The organism is Butyricimonas synergistica DSM 23225 (assembly GCF_000379665.1).
Taxonomy (GTDB): Bacteria; Bacteroidota; Bacteroidia; order Bacteroidales; family Marinifilaceae; genus Butyricimonas; species Butyricimonas synergistica.
In genome coordinates this window covers 60,946-81,839 of sequence record NZ_KB903368.1, presented here as the reverse complement: position 1 = coordinate 81,839, position 20,894 = coordinate 60,946, and the positions used below count along the sequence as shown (strand labels likewise).

The 20,894-nt window shown below is 45.4% G+C and carries 16 protein-coding genes; 7 read left to right on the top strand and 9 right to left on the bottom strand.

Annotated features, from left to right (window positions below):
- Positions 1 to 152: 152 nt before the first annotated feature.
- Positions 153 to 647, top strand: coding sequence for a hypothetical protein (locus tag A3CY_RS21145; RefSeq protein ID WP_018338660.1), 495 nt, complete (start codon positions 153 to 155; stop codon positions 645 to 647).
- 64 nt (positions 648 to 711) lie between these two features.
- Here A3CY_RS21145 and A3CY_RS22145 read toward each other — a convergent pair whose 3' ends face one another.
- The 9 genes from A3CY_RS22145 to A3CY_RS0114495 all read right to left on the bottom strand — a co-directional run bounded on the left by A3CY_RS22145 (position 712) and on the right by A3CY_RS0114495 (position 13,635).
- The gene (locus A3CY_RS22145; RefSeq protein ID WP_018338659.1) at positions 712 to 1,902 is read right to left on the bottom strand and encodes a TlpA disulfide reductase family protein; all 1,191 of its coding nucleotides are present in this window, start codon (positions 1,900 to 1,902) and stop codon (positions 712 to 714) included.
- Positions 1,899 to 3,920, bottom strand: coding sequence for a TlpA family protein disulfide reductase (locus A3CY_RS0114530; RefSeq protein WP_018338658.1), 2,022 nt, complete (start codon positions 3,918 to 3,920; stop codon positions 1,899 to 1,901). The genes A3CY_RS22145 and A3CY_RS0114530 overlap by 4 nt, the downstream gene beginning before the upstream one ends.
- 58 nt (positions 3,921 to 3,978) lie before the next feature.
- A complete protein-coding gene (locus tag A3CY_RS0114525) occupies positions 3,979 to 4,896 on the bottom strand; it encodes a zinc-binding metallopeptidase (protein WP_018338657.1) in 918 nt (305 codons plus the stop codon).
- A gap of 19 nt (positions 4,897 to 4,915) precedes the next feature.
- Positions 4,916 to 6,367 (bottom strand): RagB/SusD family nutrient uptake outer membrane protein, encoded by a 1,452-nt coding sequence (locus A3CY_RS0114520; RefSeq protein ID WP_018338656.1) that lies wholly within the window; start codon positions 6,365 to 6,367, stop codon positions 4,916 to 4,918.
- 20 nt (positions 6,368 to 6,387) lie between these two features.
- Entirely contained in the window at positions 6,388 to 9,954 is a 3,567-nt protein-coding gene (locus tag A3CY_RS0114515) for a SusC/RagA family TonB-linked outer membrane protein (protein WP_026207702.1), read from the bottom strand.
- Positions 9,955 to 10,088: 134 nt separating this feature from the next.
- Positions 10,089 to 11,228: a FecR family protein gene (locus A3CY_RS21135; protein ID WP_018338654.1), complete on the bottom strand. Its 1,140-nt coding sequence runs from the start codon at positions 11,226 to 11,228 to the stop codon at positions 10,089 to 10,091.
- A gap of 104 nt (positions 11,229 to 11,332) precedes the next feature.
- Positions 11,333 to 11,893 (bottom strand): RNA polymerase sigma-70 factor, encoded by a 561-nt coding sequence (locus A3CY_RS0114505; protein WP_169503671.1) that lies wholly within the window; start codon positions 11,891 to 11,893, stop codon positions 11,333 to 11,335.
- A gap of 67 nt (positions 11,894 to 11,960) precedes the next feature.
- On the bottom strand, positions 11,961 to 13,109 hold the full coding sequence (locus A3CY_RS0114500) for a serine hydrolase domain-containing protein (protein WP_018338652.1): 1,149 nt from the start codon (positions 13,107 to 13,109) through the stop codon (positions 11,961 to 11,963).
- A 67-nt stretch (positions 13,110 to 13,176) separates the two neighbouring features.
- Positions 13,177 to 13,635: a YhcH/YjgK/YiaL family protein gene (locus A3CY_RS0114495; RefSeq protein ID WP_018338651.1), complete on the bottom strand. Its 459-nt coding sequence runs from the start codon at positions 13,633 to 13,635 to the stop codon at positions 13,177 to 13,179.
- Between the two features lie 112 nt (positions 13,636 to 13,747).
- Here A3CY_RS0114495 and A3CY_RS0114490 point away from each other — a divergent pair, with 112 nt between their 5' ends.
- The 6 genes from A3CY_RS0114490 (at position 13,748) to rsxC (ending at position 20,891) form a co-directional block, all read left to right on the top strand.
- On the top strand, positions 13,748 to 15,487 hold the full coding sequence (locus tag A3CY_RS0114490; RefSeq protein ID WP_018338650.1) for a hypothetical protein: 1,740 nt from the start codon (positions 13,748 to 13,750) through the stop codon (positions 15,485 to 15,487).
- 356 nt (positions 15,488 to 15,843) lie between these two features.
- A complete protein-coding gene (gene era, locus A3CY_RS0114485) occupies positions 15,844 to 16,728 on the top strand; it encodes a GTPase Era (RefSeq protein WP_018338649.1) in 885 nt (294 codons plus the stop codon).
- A 63-nt stretch (positions 16,729 to 16,791) separates the two neighbouring features.
- Entirely contained in the window at positions 16,792 to 18,099 is a 1,308-nt protein-coding gene (der, locus tag A3CY_RS0114480) for a ribosome biogenesis GTPase Der (protein ID WP_026207701.1), read from the top strand.
- A 16-nt stretch (positions 18,100 to 18,115) separates the two neighbouring features.
- A complete protein-coding gene (locus tag A3CY_RS0114475; protein WP_018338647.1) occupies positions 18,116 to 18,532 on the top strand; it encodes a SoxR reducing system RseC family protein in 417 nt (138 codons plus the stop codon).
- Between the two features lie 66 nt (positions 18,533 to 18,598).
- Positions 18,599 to 19,474, top strand: coding sequence for a Fe-S cluster domain-containing protein (locus A3CY_RS0114470; protein ID WP_018338646.1), 876 nt, complete (start codon positions 18,599 to 18,601; stop codon positions 19,472 to 19,474).
- An 85-nt stretch (positions 19,475 to 19,559) separates the two neighbouring features.
- Positions 19,560 to 20,891, top strand: coding sequence for an electron transport complex subunit RsxC (gene rsxC, locus A3CY_RS0114465; protein ID WP_018338645.1), 1,332 nt, complete (start codon positions 19,560 to 19,562; stop codon positions 20,889 to 20,891).
- Positions 20,892 to 20,894: the final 3 nt, after the last annotated feature.

Genomic DNA, 20,894 nt, shown 5'->3' with positions numbered 1-20,894 from the left:
AAAGATTTTTTTGAAAATGAAATATATACAGATAAACCTTTTCTTTCCCGTTTTGTCTTAGAAGCAGAACTATTTTAATAACGAGCATGAGATTTACGGATATTCTTTTCCCCTAAATCCCGTGCAATTATAAACAATTAAAGAATAAAAACATGAAAACTTTAACCCTTATCATTTCGTCATTATTCATTTTAATGACTGTTAATCTGAACGCACAAGAACGTGGGCAACAACACCGCGGACCAAGAGGTCACATGAATCCCGAAGAAATGGTCAAAAAGATGGTCGAACAAATGAAGACCGAACTGAAACTCGACGAGAAACAAGAAAAACAAGTGAAAGAGTTGTTCACGGAAAACTTCAAGAAAAGAGGCGAACTCATGAAAAAATACCAAGGACAACGTGATTCCGTGATGTTCTACAACAAGAAAATTGAAGACCAACAGAATTTATCCTTAAAGAAAATTTTGACGGAAGAGCAATATAAAATTTATCAAACCAACCTGGAAAAGAGAAAACAAGAAATGGAAAAACGCCGCAAGGAAGGCATGAATCACCACGGTCAACGAGGCGGGCAAGACAATCCGGCTGTAAAGAACGAAAAACAGGATTGCAAAGGATGCGGCAGTTGCGAAGAACACAAATGATTAAAACCGTGGCGGCAAGATTAGAATTATCCAGTCTTTGCCGCCACGGTTTTAATTACAATCCCTATTTTGATTTATGACCAAAATATTGCTCAATGGCTTCAACTAATTTCGGACCATGCGGGTTGCGGGCTATAATTTTCCCGGAACCGTCTATCAATAGTGTAAACGGGATCGCTTGAACCCCGTAATCATTACGGGAAGCACTTTCCCATCCCTTCAACTCGGAAACCTGAATACCTGTCGGCTTATATTTCTCGAGAGAATTTTGCCATTTTTCCCGATCTTTATCTAGCGAAATACCTATTATCACCAAACCTTTCTTCCTGTATTTCTCGTGTAATTCCTTCAGCAAAGGCATTTCCTGAATGCAGGGAATACACCATGACCCCCAAAAATCCAACAACACGAGTCCTCCTTTTTTCACGCATTCTGACAAACGGATTTCCTGCCCCTCGATGGTTTGAGCCGCAATCTCACGAAAAGGCATTCCCTCTTCCGTCGCTTTCTGAGAACTGGAAAAATAATTCTGCTTTTCCTGACGTGTCCTAATTAACGTTTCATACTGATCCCGTAGTTTCGGCTGGATCGTTGGATAGACAGCCTCGACAAAAGCTTCACTATAAAGATCTTTTGCACAACAATCAAAGAAGAAATAATCTCCTACGCTTGTTCCGGCATACGTTCGAATAAATTCTTCCGCTGCAGGAATCATGATTTCTCTAAAAAGGATTTGACTTCGCGTATTATAGTAATTATTCACCTCATTGCCGGCGTGTCCCGATAAACGCAGTACACTATCCCTCTCGTGAAACAATATCTGTCGTTTACGCCTTTCCTCCAGCCGTCCCTTCCCGACAGTTGCCATATAGCGATCGTTGATAGGGGTTCCGGATAAAGTGATTCCTGCCGTGTCATAAAGAATTTTAATATTCCCCCGTTCGATAATCACCGGGGTGGAATACATACCCGGAATTTCATTGTCACGCACATCCTCGACTGTCAGGACAAACACCGCGGGTTCTTGAATCGTTCCCCTGAACTGAAACTCTCCATTCCGGATCACACCACTATCCACCGGAGCAGGCTTTTCCGGAGAGAAATAATATGTAGCGGGCGACATGAAGACACGGCAACCATCATAACGTATCGGCAAACTACCGGTAAGCGTGTAATTATTCCCGTTCCCACAGGAGCAAAAGAGTCCCGTTGCCGCAAGCAACAGGACAATAAAACTATTTTTCAACATCATCATTTCTCTTCTTTTAGCATTTCAACCACGTAAGAAATTTCATCCATCAAACCACTGGGACTACCCCCGTATCCCTCTGCAAGATAACGGATACGACCGTTTTTAAGGATCGCTTTCTGGGGAATACCCGAGGTTCCGGGGAACATGGATTTATACACGGCATCACGAGATTTTTTTCCATCCCGGTTAGCATCATAAAGCACTTCCATGTTATGGAAATTATTCTTTTTCCACAAGGCATCGATCTTCACCTTATTAGGTTCGTCCTGCGTGATAATAAAATAGAATTTTACACTCGGATCGTCCGCATAGAGATCCACAGCCATCTGCATCCCATCCAAAGCGGCAATACACGGGGCACACCACAACGCCCAAAAATCAAGTATCACAATTTCATTCTTCTTGAAACCGGCAGATTTCACCTTACCACCAAGATGCGATTCCAAAACAAAAGATTCAAAAGGTATATCGATCATCTTTGCCCGAAGTTTATTTTTTATTTTCTCTACTTCACTCCGAGGTTTTAATGACGCGACCCAAGCTTCAAAAGTTGCCGGTTTCTTCTCCAAACTCGTATAATACTCCCGTAACTTATCATAGATAACCGGGGTCATCTGTCCTGCTCCAGCCGCTCCTTTCATCGCTTCGAAAGCCTCTGCCTGACGTCCCAATTTCTCCAAACTTGTAATATATGCCTCGTTCCCCGCCGGATAGAACAGATAACGTTGGTCTTCTTCTATCAAGTTCATCGAGTTCACGGCTTCCTCGTAACGACCGCTCTTCTCTGCCACCTGGGCATGAACCCCAATGTAATAATATAACCACAAACGAGCCAGATCCTCCGCCTGACGGGGAGAATACTGCATTCCCTGCATATACGAACCATCACCCACTTTCACGATCATCTGGTCGATAAACTTTTTGGATATATCGACAAAAGTTTCTGCCGGCGTGGGAGTTTTCCGAATCGCGAATTCCACGCTTTTCCGAAAAACATCATTCAGCATAACCATACTCATCTCCGGTAATATTTCCTCCAATTTGCCGTAATCTCCCGCTTTATAATATCTAGTGGCTAACTCCCGGTAGAAATTACCATACACGAATCCTCTTGAATCCGGATTCTTCCGCCATTCTGCTATCGGGAAATCTTTTCTAAACTGATCGGCAGCGACAAAATATTCTTCAGCCGGAACTGTATTCATGATCAAAGAACGATTGAACCTTGCCAATCCGCCACGCGGGAACAGTTTAAGAATAACTTGATCCAGACTGTCCGCTTTCTCTTTATTCTTTAAATCATACCGGTAAGTATGACTTATCTCCATGTATTCATTTTCCGTCAGATTTTCTTGATTCTCCATCACTTTAAGCAAATGCGCAATCCCCCGACTAGCATTATCTCCATGAATTTTTCTCAAAGCAGACTTCATCACCCCGAAAAAAAGACGCCCGTACTGGGGATAATGCTTCGCCTCCTGATCTATCCAAAGCATAATCGCGTCGTCGGAAATCTCTTTGTAATTCCCTGTGAAATAACTTCCCGTCCCTTCGCCCAACGAAGGCATACGAAATACCCCCCAAGCCAGATACCTTCCCGGCAGATAATTCCCGGTAGCATCTTTCGGAATGAACATAAATCCTTTATCCCCGTTGTTATCCGTTGTATCCGGTTGCAAAGTAAAAGTCGATTGGAATTTAAAAGCCACAAATGCACAATTCTCCGGCATTTCAAACGTTCCTTTCCAAAGTTTCCCCTCCTGCTTCAGTTGTACATCACCAATCTCCCAACGATAAAAATTATACATATAGACAATCCCGACCAAATCTGTCTTCCCCTCCAACGGTCCTCCCGCCGGGTTATAGGTCAATTCTAGTGATCGCCCGACCAGGGGAACTTCCGGATTTAACGTCAACCGTGAAATCTCTTGCTGGTCTTGAACCACGCTTTCCTCTTGCCCAAACACGTTGACGGCAAGACCACATAACAGCATTACAATAATTACGAACTTATTTTTCATAGTGATTATTTTATCATTCTTTATTGCCGATGATTACTTCATCGGCAATATCTATCATTTAATTAGCTTGATTTCCGATAGCATGAAGATCGATATTAAACTCGGTCTTGAAATACTCCAACACGATCTTGTATTTATTAGTAATCGCGTAAGTCCGCTTGTACGTACCGGACGCTTGATCCCAATCCTGACTCGTATCGACATCATCTGACAACGCCCATGCCTTGAACGCTTCTTCACTCATCGTGGTCAGGTACTTCACGTAAAGCCCGAAATCATAAGCGACATCCATATCCTTGTAGTACTCAAGGAAACCGTAACGATTCTCTGCACCCTCCCAAACACTGTTTCTATATTTATCATACCATTCGACAAACTCTGCCGGTATGACAATTTTATCCCGGGAAGCCGCATACCCGATCAAGGATTTATTCAACTCTCCCACTGCATTTAATTGTTCCGCCGGCGTCAACTCATCAAACTTCTCGCTCGTGTAACCAAAAGCGATATGATTCAGACCATAAGTGGAAGCATGATAAGTAGTGTCATAATAACTTTTATACTCCCACTGTTGCGTTTCTTCATTCCAGATGGAACCATATTTCTGTGCCACACTATAGATTTTGGATGACAACAATATTCGCATCGGTAATATATTCTTGTAAAAGCCCTCTCCCCACGTGTCCAAACATCTCTCTTTTATAAAATGATAAGCTTTCTCCACGTATGCCTCATCCGCCGGTACTGAATAAAAAGGAATATAACTCGTCACGTTCCAGCGGAAATCAGATTCATTATATCTATACAGGAATTGCGTGTTATACTTCTCGTAAAAAGTTACAAATTCCCGGTCGTAATCAGAATCACCTTGCGGGAACTCATAAAACTCCTGAGGTTCCGACGGGGTCAACTTATCCTCATCGCAAGCCACGATGATACCAGCCATCAGCAATAACAGAAATAATATATTTTTCATCTTTCTCGTGTTTTATCAGTTAATAACCTTGTCTATCCGGAGCCAATTCATTTTGCACCAACTTCTTATTCCTATCCAACACGGCTTGGGGGATGGGTACCGTGTATCCCGGGTCTTTCTCGCTTAACGTGTACGTGGTAGTTCTTCCCTCATCGGCAATCCACTTGTGCTGAATCTGTGGCATCCCGTAACGGCGCAAATCAAACCAACGGTGTCCCTCGAAAATCAATTCACGACGACGTTCCAGCTTGCACAACGTTTCCAGATCCTCCGCCGTACTCAACTGGTAGTTCGTGTAATTCGTGATCCGGTTGCTCCTCAATTCATTCAAATCATTCACCGCCAACTGCCCGGCAGAAGATTCCCCTTCCTTGTATTTCTGCATATATGCCTCTGCCCTGTTCAGGTACAATTCGGCGGTACGCCACACATAACCCCGTTCCGCTCTCCCGTGCTTCAATTCCATGTAAGGATAATTCAGATAACTTGCTGTCCTCTTGAAATACGCCCCGACCCGGCTGTCACCATTATCCGTATAGCTATTGACAACGGCATCGGATAAACAAACCGGAGTTCCGGCAAATCCCATCGTCGACGGCATCGAACCATACACGAATATCGTTTCCGGGAAATTAGATGAAACAACCGGATTCGTGGAGTTCTCCGGATAATTGGGCACGCTAAACGTATATCCCGGCAAATACACCAATCCCGGAGCCCCTGCTATGGCTTTCGTGGCATGGTCTATCACTTGATCCCACTCTTCCATGTAAAGGTAAATCCGGGAAGCAATCAAATGGGCTGCCACATAGTTCACTCGGAAACGCCCGTTATCGACCTTATCCTTTTCCAACAAAACAATCGCCCTCTCGATATCCTCTGTTATCTGTTTGTACACTTCCGCCACCGTATTACGGGCGTATCCTTCGTCCAATATCTCGGATTTTGTCACCAAAGACACACCTAATCTCTGCTCGGGAGCCGAGCGAGCATCATTGTACGGGGTAGCGAAAATATTCACCAGGTGGAAATAATAGTACGCCCGCAAGGTCAATGCCTCTCCCAACACGTTAGCGATTTCCGACTCTGTTCCCAAAGAAGATTCCACGTTATCGATCACCACGTTGCACGCCATGATCTTGGAATAAAAATTCTCGTACGTGCTCTGATCTTGCGAATAAGCCTCTTTCAAAGACTGATCCATATAATATTGCCACGTGAAAACATCCTTGTAAGCCATTTGTGCATCGGAAGGCGTATAAGACACGCATCCGTCCACATCATCGTCCATGTACCAAGTCAACGCATCTACCACGCTATAATTATACCCTTCTCCATTCAACAATTCCGTGTAAGCGGTGGTTGTTGAAGGCTCGAACTCATCCTGCGAAACTTCTTTCAGAAAGTCCCCGCAAGAAACACTCGCGAAAACGAGTACGGTTAATAAGATTATATTCAATTTAGAAATCATAGTTCACTCGTTTTGAAAGATTAAAAACTGATGTTTAAAGAAAACGTGTAAGTCTGGATTATCGGTAGTGCCGTACCTCCCGTTCCTTCCTGTTCCGGATCCTGTCCGCGGAACTTGCTGCTGCAAATCGTCAACGGGTTCGTCACGTTGAACGTGCAGGACGCCGAGGATAAACCCAAATCCTGAATAAACTTCGGGGGGACCACGTAAGATAACGACAAATTACGACATCTCAAGAAATCACCCTTAACAACCCGGATATCCGAGTAATTGTACATATCATAAGAATTCAACGATACGGTTGACGGAATCGGCACGTACAAATTATACTCGCTGGTACCATCAAGCACGAATCCCGGAATATTAGTCTTCGCCTCGTCACCCGGTTTTTTCCAACGCTTCAGCAAATCGGAATGCAGATTATCCTGCGGCGACGGCATCATGAACTTGCCATCATACAAGAAATTCAAACGTTTCACGTTTCCGAAACTATAAGCGAAATTCGCATTCAACGTCAAGTTTTTGTACCGCAAGCTAGTAGTAAAACCTCCGCTGATCTTCGGATCTTTCTGACCGGAATACACCAAATATTCTTTCGGGTCATCCATTTTCACCACCTCACTTTGTACCCGCGAAGTATTCGCGAAAGTAGCATAACCGTATTGCGGGTCTAATCCCGTGAATTTCCACGAATAAATGGCATTCACCGGCTTACCGCTCTCGAAAGCATTTCCTGCCAAATAGTCCAAGTACGTGTATTCACTCTTTCCGGTATTGTCCACGTTGTTACTATTCTTTGAATATATCGGGGATATTGTCCACGTGATATCCTTTGTCCGCACGGGCACGAAAGTCAACGCCAACTCGAAACCGGTATTTTTGATATCCGCCCCGTTTTTATAAGTCTTAGCCACACCAAACTCGGCAGGCACATCCAAGCTAAATATAATATCGTTTCCTTTCTTGTAATAATAATCCACCGTACCGCTGATACGTCCTTTCAAGAAAGAGAAATCCAATCCCAAGTTGATTGTGTTCGTTTTCTCCCAACGCAGATTCGGGTAAGGCAAACGACTAATATTCAACACGTACTCTCCAGACCAACGATTGATTACCGTCTGCGGGTACTTTACCACCAAATTCGGTCCCACGGAAGACGGCACGTTTCCCTGACGACCGAAAGAAGCGCGCAAACTCAATTCCGCCTGTTCGCCCAACTGCCGGAACCAGGGTTCCTCCGATACGCTCCAACGTCCCGCCAAGCTCCACACGGGCAGAGCCTTGTTGTTCGTGTATTGCCCGAAACGATTGGAAGCATCCATACGGATATTGGCATTCAGCACGTAGCGATTCTTGAAAGCATACACCAAAGTCGCATACCCCGACACCGTGTTGGATACCGTATTCGTCAACTTCGACGTGTGTTTTTCCAGTGAAGAATTACCGGTTAATGATGTACTTCCGGAAGTCCCCGTGTCGTACTCGTAGCTGATACCCAATCCCCGATCCGGGAAATAACCCCATTCCGTCGTGTTGAAACCGTCATACTTGATAGAACGAATCTCGTACCCCAACATGGCATTAATCACGTGATCCTCGGAAAATACTTTGTTATAATTCATGGAAGCCCGAGCCGTGAATGTCGTGTTATTCTTGTTCTCGTAGATCAAAATACCACCCTTGGGCAAGCGGGAAGCCTTCTCCTCTGCGCTATTCGGCGCCACACTCCCGTAATCATATCCTCGAATCTGAGTAATATAATTTGAACGTTCACCCGCCCACTTCGAGTTCAAGGTATTGGCATAAGTAACCCCGAAAAGTGTATTCAAAGTCAACTCGGGTAAAATCTTGGCATTGATACCCACGCTCGCGTTCGTTTGGCGAACCTTTGCCTCGTTGCCTGTATGCTTGATCTCGTTCAGAATATTATAGGTCAACGGAAAATTGGATGATATTCCCGCTACCGTTGTCAACTGTGTCGTGTAAAACTCGTCTTTACTGATCGCCCGGGAGGCTTTCAAAGCGTAATCCAAAGGATTCACCATGTAAAAACCATCCGATTTCCGGTCTGAAAAACTCAACTTTCCCTCGACATCCACGAAACGACCAATTTTAGTATTGATATTCATGTTCACGTTATACCGCCGCAAATCGTCGCCCTTGGTACTTCCCTTGCTATCATTAAAACCGACAGAAAGATAATAACGGGTATTTTCCGTTCCCCCGGATACACTCAAAGCGTAATCCTGATTGAAAGCATTCCGAAACAAGATTTTGAACCAGTCCGTGTTCATCGTTTCCAGTGAAGCCACACGTGCATCAAATTCACTTTTACTGATCTTTCCGTCATAGTAGTCAAACAACGCCCCCTCGTAACCGGTAGAAAAAGGCATTACCGAATACAGATAGCCACTCTCCGCCACTTCCCGGGAAACCCCGACCCGCTCTTTGGAATTCATCAATTTATAATCCTCGTATCTCGGGCGAGCCGTGAAACCAAAAGAAGAAGAAAAATTAACCGAAGGCTTACCTACCCGTCCTTTTTTAGTTGTAACCACGATTACCCCGTTCGCCGCACGTGTTCCGTAAATAGCCGTGGCGGAAGCATCCTTCAAGAATGTCATCGTTTCAATATCGCTCGGGTTCAAACCGGAAATAGCGTTTCCCAGCAAACTGAAACTAGCGTTATCGTTCAATTGTCCCCGCAACGTGGCATCCGTACCGGCGATCACGTTATTGATCTCGTCGTTAGACAATTCTACCGGATCTTCCTGGATAATTCCGTCGACCACCCATACCGGGGCGGCATTCCCATGAATAGTGGAAGAACCACGGATTCTCATGCGAGGCGTCGCGTTCGGACTACCGGAACTTGTCATCACCATCAATCCCGGCACACGTCCCTGCAACATTGCATCGACCGAAGCCACGTTCGGAATACGGATGTCATCCATCTTTATAGTAGTGGTCGCACTGGCGGACAATCGCTTATCCACTTTCCCGTATCCCGTGATCACCACTTCCTCGATTTCCGTCACATCCGGTTTCAAACGGATAACCAACTCCTTATTATCCTCTTTGCCTAAAGCGACCTCTTGCATCTCGTACCCCACGAAAGTAATCAACAACACGACGGAATCCCGGTAAGGAATCTCAAGAGCAAACTCACCCTTCACGTTAGCCACTCCCCCCAAAGCCGTACCTTTCAACACGATCGTTGCCCCGGGTAGAGTTGCCCCGTTTTCATCCAATATCTTTCCTTTTATCAGTTTTTTCTGGGGTTTCTCCTCGTCTGTTCCTCGCTTTACTATGATTAAAGAACCATCTTTCTCGTACACCAACTTCGTCCCTTTCAGGCACAATGCCAACACCTCGTCAATGTCAGCCATAGAAACAGACAGCGTCAATCCCTTGACGTTCGCCACATCGTCCGATTTAAACAAGAAGCGATACTCCGAGCTTTTCTCGATCTCTTTAAAAACCTCCTTTAACGTGACATCTTTCACCTTAAGTGTCAGATTCTGTGAATGTACACGTCCATACGCGTGAAGCATACCCACCACCATCAGTAATACATAAATTTTCATAAATCGCATAATTTGAGTACACTTTCTCGGGTAGAGAAAGTCACCTTTCCATTTTTTTGTCATAACTTTGTAGTGTTTGAATAAGACTAATTTTGTAATCAGGAACGGGGAGTGTGGGGACACTCCTCTTCCTTTTATCTACTTTTCACTATGATTGTATTCTCTTTTATTTCAAATTGTGCCACATCCAATTTTTCTATTTTCTCCAATAACACGGAAAAATCCCTGTACCGGCTAATATTCCCGTTTATTCGAACATCTTTCACGTCCTGGTTATGATAGAACACTTTTATATCATACCACCGGGCTACCGTGTTCATCACGTCTTCCAGCCGCTCGTCATCAAAGACAAAATGCCCATCCTTCCATGCCGTGTAGCGATGGACATCTACTTTCTGCTTGCTTAATCTACCCTCGTCGGTCAACACCGCTTGTTCTCCCGGTTCCAGAAGCAAAAAATGATCTTTGGTCTTTACTTCCACGCTTCCCTGCTCCAAGGTCGTTTCAAAACGAGTTTCTCCCTTGTAAGCATGCACATTAAAACGAGTACCCAACACCCTCACCTCGAATCCGTTTACTTCTACGACAAACGGCTTACCCGACTTCGTCACGTCGAAATACGCCTCGCCCATGAGAACTACACGTCTTTCGTCATCGTTAAACTGCACGGGATAACGCAAGTCGGTTTCCGCGTTGAGGTACACCATCGTACCGTCACTCAACTTCATGGAGAACTCTCCGCCCCGGGGCACCCGCATCATGTGCATTTCGTTGATGACCTTTCCTTCCGCATTCATCGCTGCATAATTCAACACGTTGCTATCTTGCTGTACCCGGAAACTATCGGCAACCACGATATTTCTCCTCACTTGTGCTTCCAGCACAATCCGCTCTCCCGTCCCCGTGTATAATATAGCTTTCTCTATACCCGGTGCTAAAGCGAATTGTCTCGTACCCGTTTCCCGGGAATCAGTACCCAATCCTCGCCACAGGACAACACTCCCGACCAACACAACCAGCACAGCAGCATATTTTAATACACCAAAAATCAAACGTCGCCGTTTACCATATGTTTTCCGTTCAAATTGCCTGAAATTCTTCAAAACATCAATCTCTTTGTCCTCCTCTCCGTGGGCAAAGAAACTCTGCATTTTCCGATAATAGCCTCTATTCTCCTCCGATTCATTCAGCCAAACACCTAGAGTCTGCTTTTCCTCGTCCGTCAAATCGCCTTTTATCGATCGTTTCAATATGTACCAATCTATTTTTTGCATAGCATTTATTTGCTGTAATCATATATAAGACAACTTCAAGGAAAAACACAGTGACAAAAATCCGAAGAATTTTTTTTTTTTTTGTAAAACACTGATTATCCGACCTAGACAACAGCAAGAATAATCAAAAAAGAAACTCCCAAACGGGTTCGAATATATTTATACGCCCGTTTCATCTGGGTATTCACCGTGTTGACTGAAATTCCCATTTCTTCCGCCACGTCCTTATACTTTTTCCCTTCCAACACACAACTTTTAAAAACAAGGCGGGATTGATCGGGCAACTCCTCGATCACCTCATACACCCGCTGCAACAATTCCGGGTCAATCTCCACCTCCGGGATCTCCGCATATGCTTGTGCTTCCGCTAACCATTGCTTATAATGGTCTTCCACGTGAAGATGCTTCAACCGATTCAAACATTTATTCCGGACTTGCACGAAAAGATAAGACTTCAAATTTGCAATTCCCGGAAGCGTCGGTGCATTATTCCACAAATCCACGAAAATCTCCTGTGCGATATCCTCCGCCTCATCCCTGTCCAGAAGAAAATATTCGGCAAAAAGCGTCATCTTCTTGAAATAAGTTTCAAAAAGTTGCTTAAAGACACCATGCTCCCTCCGCTTTATAGCCTCGAAGATTTCATCTGAACGTATTTCATCCATATCCATGTAAATCAACCCTTGTTGAATATACAAATATAGATTTTTCTTTTAAAATCTACAAAACACTCTATTGTCTATTATCCAAAATCTTCATCCCGATATCCATATAGCGGTACACGTCACGGGTAGTTTCCCGAATACGTTTTTCATCTTTTTTATGTCCCAGCCGGACAATAATAGCGTTCCGTTCCGGTATGGCAATAATATACTGTCCCAGCATTCCCCGGAAATACGGGTTACGCTGACCGTGATAATTCATAATCCAAATCTGGAAACCGTAATAATCCAGGGAATCCTTTCCCCACTCGTCTTTCAGGTATCTCGCCGGACTCATAGCCTCGTTGATATACTCTTCCGAGATCAATTGCTTCCCGTTCCAATTGCCGTGATGCAACATCAGGCGGGCAAAGCGAGCCACCTCACGGGCGGTGGTATGGAAACAACAGAACGATTTCTCGTCCCCGTCCTTCTTATCCAGCAACCAGTAAGCATCCTGCCCCGCCTGCATCGGTCGCCACAGCTTCTCCTCCGCGTAATCGCTGATCGTCTTCCCCGTCGCCTTCTCCACAACAAACGCCAATATCTGCGTGTCGCCACTCCGGTAAGAGAACCGCTTTCCCGGCTCCTCGATCACGTCCAACCCGGTTACCAACTCGTACAAATCATTCCCGTAATACCCGTGTGTCGTCACGGAAAACAAGGAAGCATAAGCCTCGTCCCAGTTCAACCCGCCACTCATTGTCAACAAATCGCGAATCGTGATCTTCTTCTTCTCCCCCTCCTTGAACTCGGGAACATATTTCCACACGGGATCGTCCAAACTCTCGATCTTCCCCTCGTCATAAGCCACCCCGACCAACAACCCCACGATACTCTTCGTCGAAGAAAATATATTCGAAGTCTTCGTGTCATTCCACCCGGAACGATATTCCTCGTACACGATACTGTCATTCTGAATCACGAGAAACGACACCGTACGAAAATTATCCAGGTAAGCATCATCCTCCGAACTCATCTCGTAAGTATTGTAATCCCTTGCCTGAGCCCAATTCCAGGTAGAATCGGCTTTCCGCACCGTGTGCCTGTCAAACATCGACAAATCGTCAATGGAAGGATACCAGTACAACAGAGCCTGCCGGGCATAGTAAGGCAAACAAAAATAAGCGATCACCAAAACCGCCACGATCCCCAATACAATTTTATGCCATTTCTTCATAATAACTCAATTTATAATTTTCTCCTAGGTTCACGACAGCCAATCATAAATCGACAATCGAAAATCACTAAATTACAGAATTTTTCACTTTCGCCACCATCTTCCGGATTACTCCCTCGCCAATACAAGGCGCGTGGGCATCCTCCGGGAAGAAGATCACGAATTCACCGGGAGAAAGCGTAAATAATACATCCTCCACCCGATCTTTATAAAACGTATAATCTCCCTCTTTGTTATAGGGAGCAGACTCCTCACCCAACCGGCTTTTTGCCTTCCACCCGTAAGATTCCTGCCCGGACAGAGGCATCTGAATATCGATATATTTATCATGCCGTTCATACACAGCCTCCCCGACACTTCGTCCCCGGGCATCCTCGATCTTGATATAAGCATCATCCCCCGCCACATCGATCCTCCCCACGGGCATATTCACGAGATCATGCGTTCTTATATACTCAAAAACAACTTTAAACCAAGGATTTAATCCTTCTATTTTTTCCGTATTGCCAATCACATCAATAATCATAACTCGTATTTAAAATTACCTAACAAAGATAGATAATTATAGCTAAAACTGTTATCCACATCGAACTTTATCCCTATTTTTACGTAGATACTACGCTAAATTTGAGAACGATATGAAAAAATTATTACCAACGATTATCATTTGTACGCTTTTCACGGGGGGCTTCACCAACGACCTTTTCGCGCAGAAGCAAAACAGGATTGAAAAACTATACGAGCACATCGCAAGAGTGGAACGGGATAAATACGCGAGGGTAAAAGAGAGGATTGACCTCAAGAGTGCCGAAACGTATAAACATGAAATCGCTCTTGCCGATGCACTGGAAACACTTCTTTTCGACCCTAGCCTCGGGGCTGTCGAACCTTACTTGAAAACCAGCATGGAAGAAAATCAACAGGACGACGGGGCTCGTGTCCGTTCCATCTGCCGGGATGCTGGGCTGAACTACGAAACTTTCGTTTGGAAAGCCGACTCCACGATCTACGCCATTCTGGCGTATTCCGACTCTCAACTGAAAGATTCGCGCACCTTGCTCGGTCTGCTGGCAAAATACAAATACGCGATAACCCCGAAAATATTCAACTCGATCATCGTACTGAAAGAAAAGGTACAATTCGCCGATCTGAAATCACAACCGACCTTGGGCAAATGCGAAACCTACTTCACGGATTTCGACACCTTGTACAACTATCCGGCAGTAGCCACCATTTACAACAAACTACTTTACGACGGTGCTTGTACTTGTACCACCGACTCGAGCATACTGGCTTTCTTCAACAACCCCGTGCTGAAAACATTCTACTCGGGCACGAAAGAACCTCGTCCCTATAAAGCAGACGTGGAAAAAATGTACGACATACATTTGTACGGCGAAATCAAGAACGCCTACAACCCGGAAGAAATGAAAACTGCCATCAACGCCTACCTGAACTGCCCGTATCTCAGCGGCTGCCCGAGAAACTTCCTGCCGGAAGTAGAATACACGAATGACAGCGTCGATCTCGTGATCCTGATCGCCCAAATTGACTCGTCCGCACGACTCCCTCTCGTGAAAAAATACCTGCAAGACCACAAGTACAAGCCATTCAGGGACAAGGCGTACCAGTTAAGAGAACAATTCGTGGACTCCATGATATGGTCTACCCCCTCGTGCACGAAATATTACAGGGGCAACAAAATCACTTGCGAAACCCTCGTGACGGGAGATACCACTACCAATGTTTGCTATAAATACAATGATCACGGCTATTTATTGGAATCCGTCACCACGACACTGGTAAAAGATTCCACCCTGTCCACGGTCGTCACGACCTTCAAATACAACGACCTCGGCAAATGCTTCGAGGAGGAAACAGTGGATTCCCTTTCCAAGAACATCCTGTGCCAAGTCAATTGCCAGTACAACATACAAGGGCATATCAGCATGAAAAACACGAAATGGCATAACGACAGGAACCGTATAGAAACCTATAACAACGAAGGACAAATCATTCAAATACAAGAATACGCCAACGGGCAAATATACGCCCAAACCGATCTGACATACGACAACAAAGGACGCCTGATGCAAGAAATCAAAATAAACCTGAAACCGGACATCCATAACCCGATCACAAAACAAACGTCGCGCTACGGTTACAACCCTTACGGTTACCTCACCGCCATATCCTACGAGAAAGAAAACCTGCAAAACGAGAAGATCACGGGCAACACGACCATCCATTACGATGAATTCGGCAACCAGACCGATCCTCGTTACAAGTACGAGTACGACAACACGGGAGCATGGATTGTCAAAACCGACCCGCAAAATCCCGCCAACTCGGAAAAGATAGAATACATATACAAGTAACAATTCCACCAATCCCGGTCATACCGCAGATACAAGCATTTACCCCGCCACGTGCAAACGGCGGGGTATTACCATTTTTCAATCTGCTCGTCCAGCCAAGCGAGTCATATAGCATAAATAACTTTTCTTGTTCCATTTCCTAAAAAGATAAAGCCGTGATAACGGAGAGGAACTACCCCTGTCGGAATTCAATAATAAACATACCTGCAAGTTGATTTATAACAATTTTTTTCTAATTGCAAATAAAAGGCTATCCTAAATCTATCCCGATAGAGGATAGATTGGAGATTGATAAGAGTTGATTTCTCAAATCCAATTTTTAATTGTACTTTTGTACCCAATAAATTTTTGAGTACATGGAGCATAAAGCAGGTTTTGTCAATATTTTAGGAAATCCCAACGTGGGAAAATCCACCTTGATGAATCGATTAGTCGGGGAAAAATTATCGATTATCACGTCTAAATCCCAAACCACACGCCACCGCATCAAAGGTATCGTGAACGGAGAGGATTTTCAAATCGTGTTTTCAGACACCCCGGGAGTCGTGAAGCCAAGTTACAAGATGCAGGAATATATGCTGGACTTCTCGAAGACTGCCATCATCGATGCGGACATCATCCTCTACGTTACTGACGTGGTGGAGAATTTCGAGAAGAATGCCGACTTTATCGAGAAGGTAAAGAAAAGCGAAGTTCCCATCCTGTTGGTATTGAACAAAATCGATCTGACCACGCCGGATAAGCTGGATGCACTATTCACGAAATGGAAGGAAATCATTCCGCAAGCGGAAATATTTCCAATCTCGGCAACCGAGAACTTCAACGTTGACAACCTGTACAAACGGATTCTGGAATTGCTTCCCGTCGGGGAACCTTACTTTGACAAGGAAGAAATGACGGATATGCCCGCCCGTTTCTTCGTGACAGAAATTATCCGGGAAAAGATTTTGTTGAACTATGACAAAGAAATTCCTTACTCCGTAGAGGTGGTCATCGAAGAATTCAAAGAAGATGCCAAACGAATCAACATCATGGCGGTTATCAACGTCGAACGCGATTCCCAAAAAGGCATCCTCATCGGGCACCAAGGCTCTGCCTTGAAAAAAGTCGGAACGGAAGCCCGTGCCGACATCGAAGCTTTTTTCAGTAAAAAAGTTTTCCTCAACCTGTACGTCAAAGTCCTGAAAGACTGGCGCAACAAGGAAAATGACTTGAAACGCTTCGGTTACAAACAATTATAACATTAATAACTAAAATTGAGATTGCAAATCATCATTCTCAATTTTCAATTTTCAATTCATAAGATGAGTAATATTGTTGCCATAGTAGGACGCCCCAACGTGGGAAAATCAACACTTTTCAATCGCTTGGTCGGTGGACGTGTAGCCATCGTGAACGAGGAAAGCGGTGTGACCCGTGACCGGAACTACGGTAAATCAGTGTGGAACGGCAAAGACTTTTCCGTTATCGACACGGGAGGGTACGTTTCCAACAGTTCTGATATTTTCGAGGAAGAAATCAACAAACAGGTGCTACTAGCCATGGACGAAGCGGACGTGATCCTGTTCGTGTGCGACGTGGAACTAGGCATCACCGACCTGGATTATAGTTTCGCCCGCATGTTGCGGAAAGTAACGAAACCAATCTACCTTGTTGCCAACAAAGTGGATAACGGTGAACGACTTTACGACGTTCACGAATTCTACAAACTAGGTGTCGGGGAAGAAATATTTCCCATCTCATCCATCAACGGATCGGGAACGGGAGAATTGCTTGATAAACTGGTATCCCACTTTACCGACGAACCGCTGGAAGAAGAAGACGAGCTGCCGAAAATTGCTATCGTGGGACGCCCCAACGTGGGAAAATCCTCCACGATCAACGCCTTGATCGGGGAAGAGCGAAATATCGTTACCGAAATAGCGGGAACGACACGCGACACGTTGACCACCCGTTACAACCGCTTCGGGCACGACTTCCTGCTCGTGGATACAGCCGGACTGCGCAAGAAAGCCAAAGTAAACGAGGACGTGGAATTCTATTCCGTGATGCGTTCCGTACGTGCCATCGAGGATTGCGACGTGTGTATGCTATTGATTGATGCCACCCGGGGCATGGAAGCCCAGGACTTGACCATATTTCACCTGATCGAGCGTAACCAGAAAGGAATCGTGGTTCTAGTGAACAAGTGGGACTTAATCGAGAAGGACAACAAGACCACTATCAATTTCGAGAAAGACCTGCGGGCTAAAATGGCTCCTTTCAACGACGTGGAGATCATTTTCACCTCCGCCCTCACGAAACAGCGCTTGCTGAAAGCACTGGAAGCCGCCATAGCAACTTACGAAAGCCGGAAACAGAAACTCAAGACCTCGGAATTGAACCGGATTATGCTGGAAGAGATAGAAAACTATCCCCCGCCAAGTTTAAAAGGAAAATATATCCGCATTAAATACGTAACGCAATTACCCACAAAGACGCCGTCTTTCGCATTCTACTGCAACTTACCGCAATACGTGAAAGACCCGTACAAGCGTTTCCTGGAAAACAAAATCCGGGAGCACTGGAATTTCACCGGGGTTCCGATCAACGTGTTTATGCGTAAAAAATAAGAAAGGGAAGGCAGAGATGGCAAAAGACACGATAGAACACGACGGGATTGTTATAAAAGTAGAGGAATCCTCTATCATCGTGGCAATACAGAATCAATCGGCGTGTGCATCCTGCCATTCCAAAAGCGCTTGTGGTCTATCGGAAGTCGTGCAAAAAAATATCACGGCGGAACGACCTGACATTCCCGTGGCTGTCGGTGATAAAGTCATCGTCACCGCCAGCACCCGGAACGCCACGTTATCAGTCGTTTTCGCCTATATTCTTCCCTCTGTCTTGATTATCGCGTTACTCGCCCTGCTAACTTTATCGGGGACGAGTGAAATCGTTGCCGCCTCTCTTGTTCTCCTAGCCGTCGCAGTTTACTTTACCATACTGTATTTTTGCAGAAATAGCTTTGCCCGGAAAATAAAATTTAAGGTTAAAATAGCATAACCTAGAAAAAAAATAATAACTTTACGGGCGTTATAACAGAACTAGAGGAGACAAAACAAACACCTTATGATGACTACTACCATTATTTACACCATCATTTTTTTATGCGCCATAGGGATCGCATCGGCAGTGATTCTTTATTTTGTCGCGCAAAAGTTCAAGGTCGAGGAAGACCCGAGAATTGATATCGTGGAAAGCATTCTGCCTGGGGCAAATTGCGGGGGATGCGGCAAACCCGGGTGTAGGGGTTTCGCGGAAGCCACGGTAAAAGCCACTTCATTGGATGGACTGTTTTGTCCGGTGGGAGGAGCGGAAACTATGGCGAAAGTCGCCTCCGCGCTAGGTATGGAAGTATCGGCACAAACACCGCAGATAGCGGTCGTGAGATGTAACGGCACTTGTGACCATCGTCAACGCACGAGTACCTACGACGGGTACCGTTCATGTGCGATCGAGCATTCCCTCTACCGGGGTGAAACGGATTGTACCTACGGATGTCTTGGTTGCGGCGATTGCGTCAACGTTTGCGCATTCGATGCCATACACATGGATGCCAACGGTCTGCCCGTCGTTTCCGACGAGAAATGTGTTGCCTGCGGTGCCTGCGTGAAAACCTGCCCGAGAAACATCATCGAATTGCGGAACAAAGGTCCGAAAGACCGCCGTGTTTTCGTGTGCTGCGTGAACAAGGACAAGGGGAATATCGCCCGCAAGGCTTGTACAGTCGCTTGCATCGGTTGTGGAAAATGCGTCAAAGAATGTCCATTCGAGGCTATCACCCTGGAAAACAACTTGGCCTACATCGATTTCCGCAAGTGCAAACTTTGCCGCAAGTGTGTAAGCGTATGCCCGACACACGCTATCCACGAGGTAAACTTCCCGCCGCGAAAGATCACGGAACCGGCAACCACGGAAGCGAAAAACGACGAATCCATTCAGTAATTGTCGATTCAATGATTATGTGATTATAAATCACTGAATCCATAAGATCTTAAATTTAAAATCGTAAATCTAAAATTAATACGCCGTGCTAAAGACATTTAAAATAGGGGGTGTACATCCACCCGAAAATAAATTATCAGCACAAGGGGAAATCATCACGCTTCCCCTCCCCGAACAAGTTATTATTCCATTATCTCAACATATCGGGGCACCTGCCGCACCCACGGTGAAAAAAGGTGATACAGTAAAAGTAGGACAACTTATCGGTCAGGCGGCAGGATTTATCTCTGCCAACATTCACAGTTCCGTGTCTGGAACCGTCACGAGTGTCGATCCCGTGATTGATGCAAGCGGTTATCCCCGACCTGCCATCACGATAAAAGTTGAAGGGGATGAATGGGACGAGAAAATATTGAAAGAACCTCTCTCTCAACATCCCAACACATTCACGAAAGAAGAAATCATAGCGGCAATCAACGCCGCCGGTATCGTAGGTATGGGTGGAGCCACCTTCCCCACACACGTAAAACTATCCCCGCCTCCCGGAAGTACCGCAGAAGTACTAATCATCAACGGAGTCGAGTGTGAACCGTACCTCACGGCAGACCATCGCCTAATGCTGGAACACGGGAAAGAACTTATCGCCGGAATCGAGTTACTGATGAAAGCCCTCGGGGTGAAACGTACCATCGTGGGTATCGAGAACAACAAGAAAGACGCAATCGAGGAACTCGAGAAACACGCGAAACTAGCTGACGGCATTGAAATCTGCCCGTTAAAAATACAATACCCGCAAGGAGGTGAAAAACAATTAATACAAGCCACCACGGGAAAATTTGTTCCCTCCGGGGCACTTCCCATCGCCGTGGGAGCTGTCGTCCAGAATGTCGGGACAGTATATGCCGTCTACGAGGCTGTCATGAAACGCAAACCTCTGTTCGAGCGGGTGGTTACCGTAACCGGGAAATCACTGAAAGAACCGGGTAATTACCTTTGCCGCATCGGAACCCCGCTTGCTCAATTGATTGAGGCTGCCGGAGGACTCCCCGAGGACACGGGAAAAGTGATCGGCGGAGGTCCAATGATGGGGAAAGCCTTGACGACAACCAACGTGTCTATCACGAAAGGAACAAGTGGTGTATTACTCATGCGCCAGGAAGAATCCTCTCGAAAAGAAAATCGCAATTGCATCCGTTGCACTAAATGTGTCAGCGTGTGTCCGATGGGACTGGAACCTTATCATTTGATGCTTCTCGGGGAACACAACAAACTGGAAGCCCTGGAAGCCGAGAAAGTGATGGACTGCATCGAATGTGGTTCATGTAGCTATACCTGTCCGGCAAATCGCCCATTACTCGACGTGATTCGCTTGGGTAAAGCCAGAACAGGACAAATGATACGTACACGTAAAAATTAAATA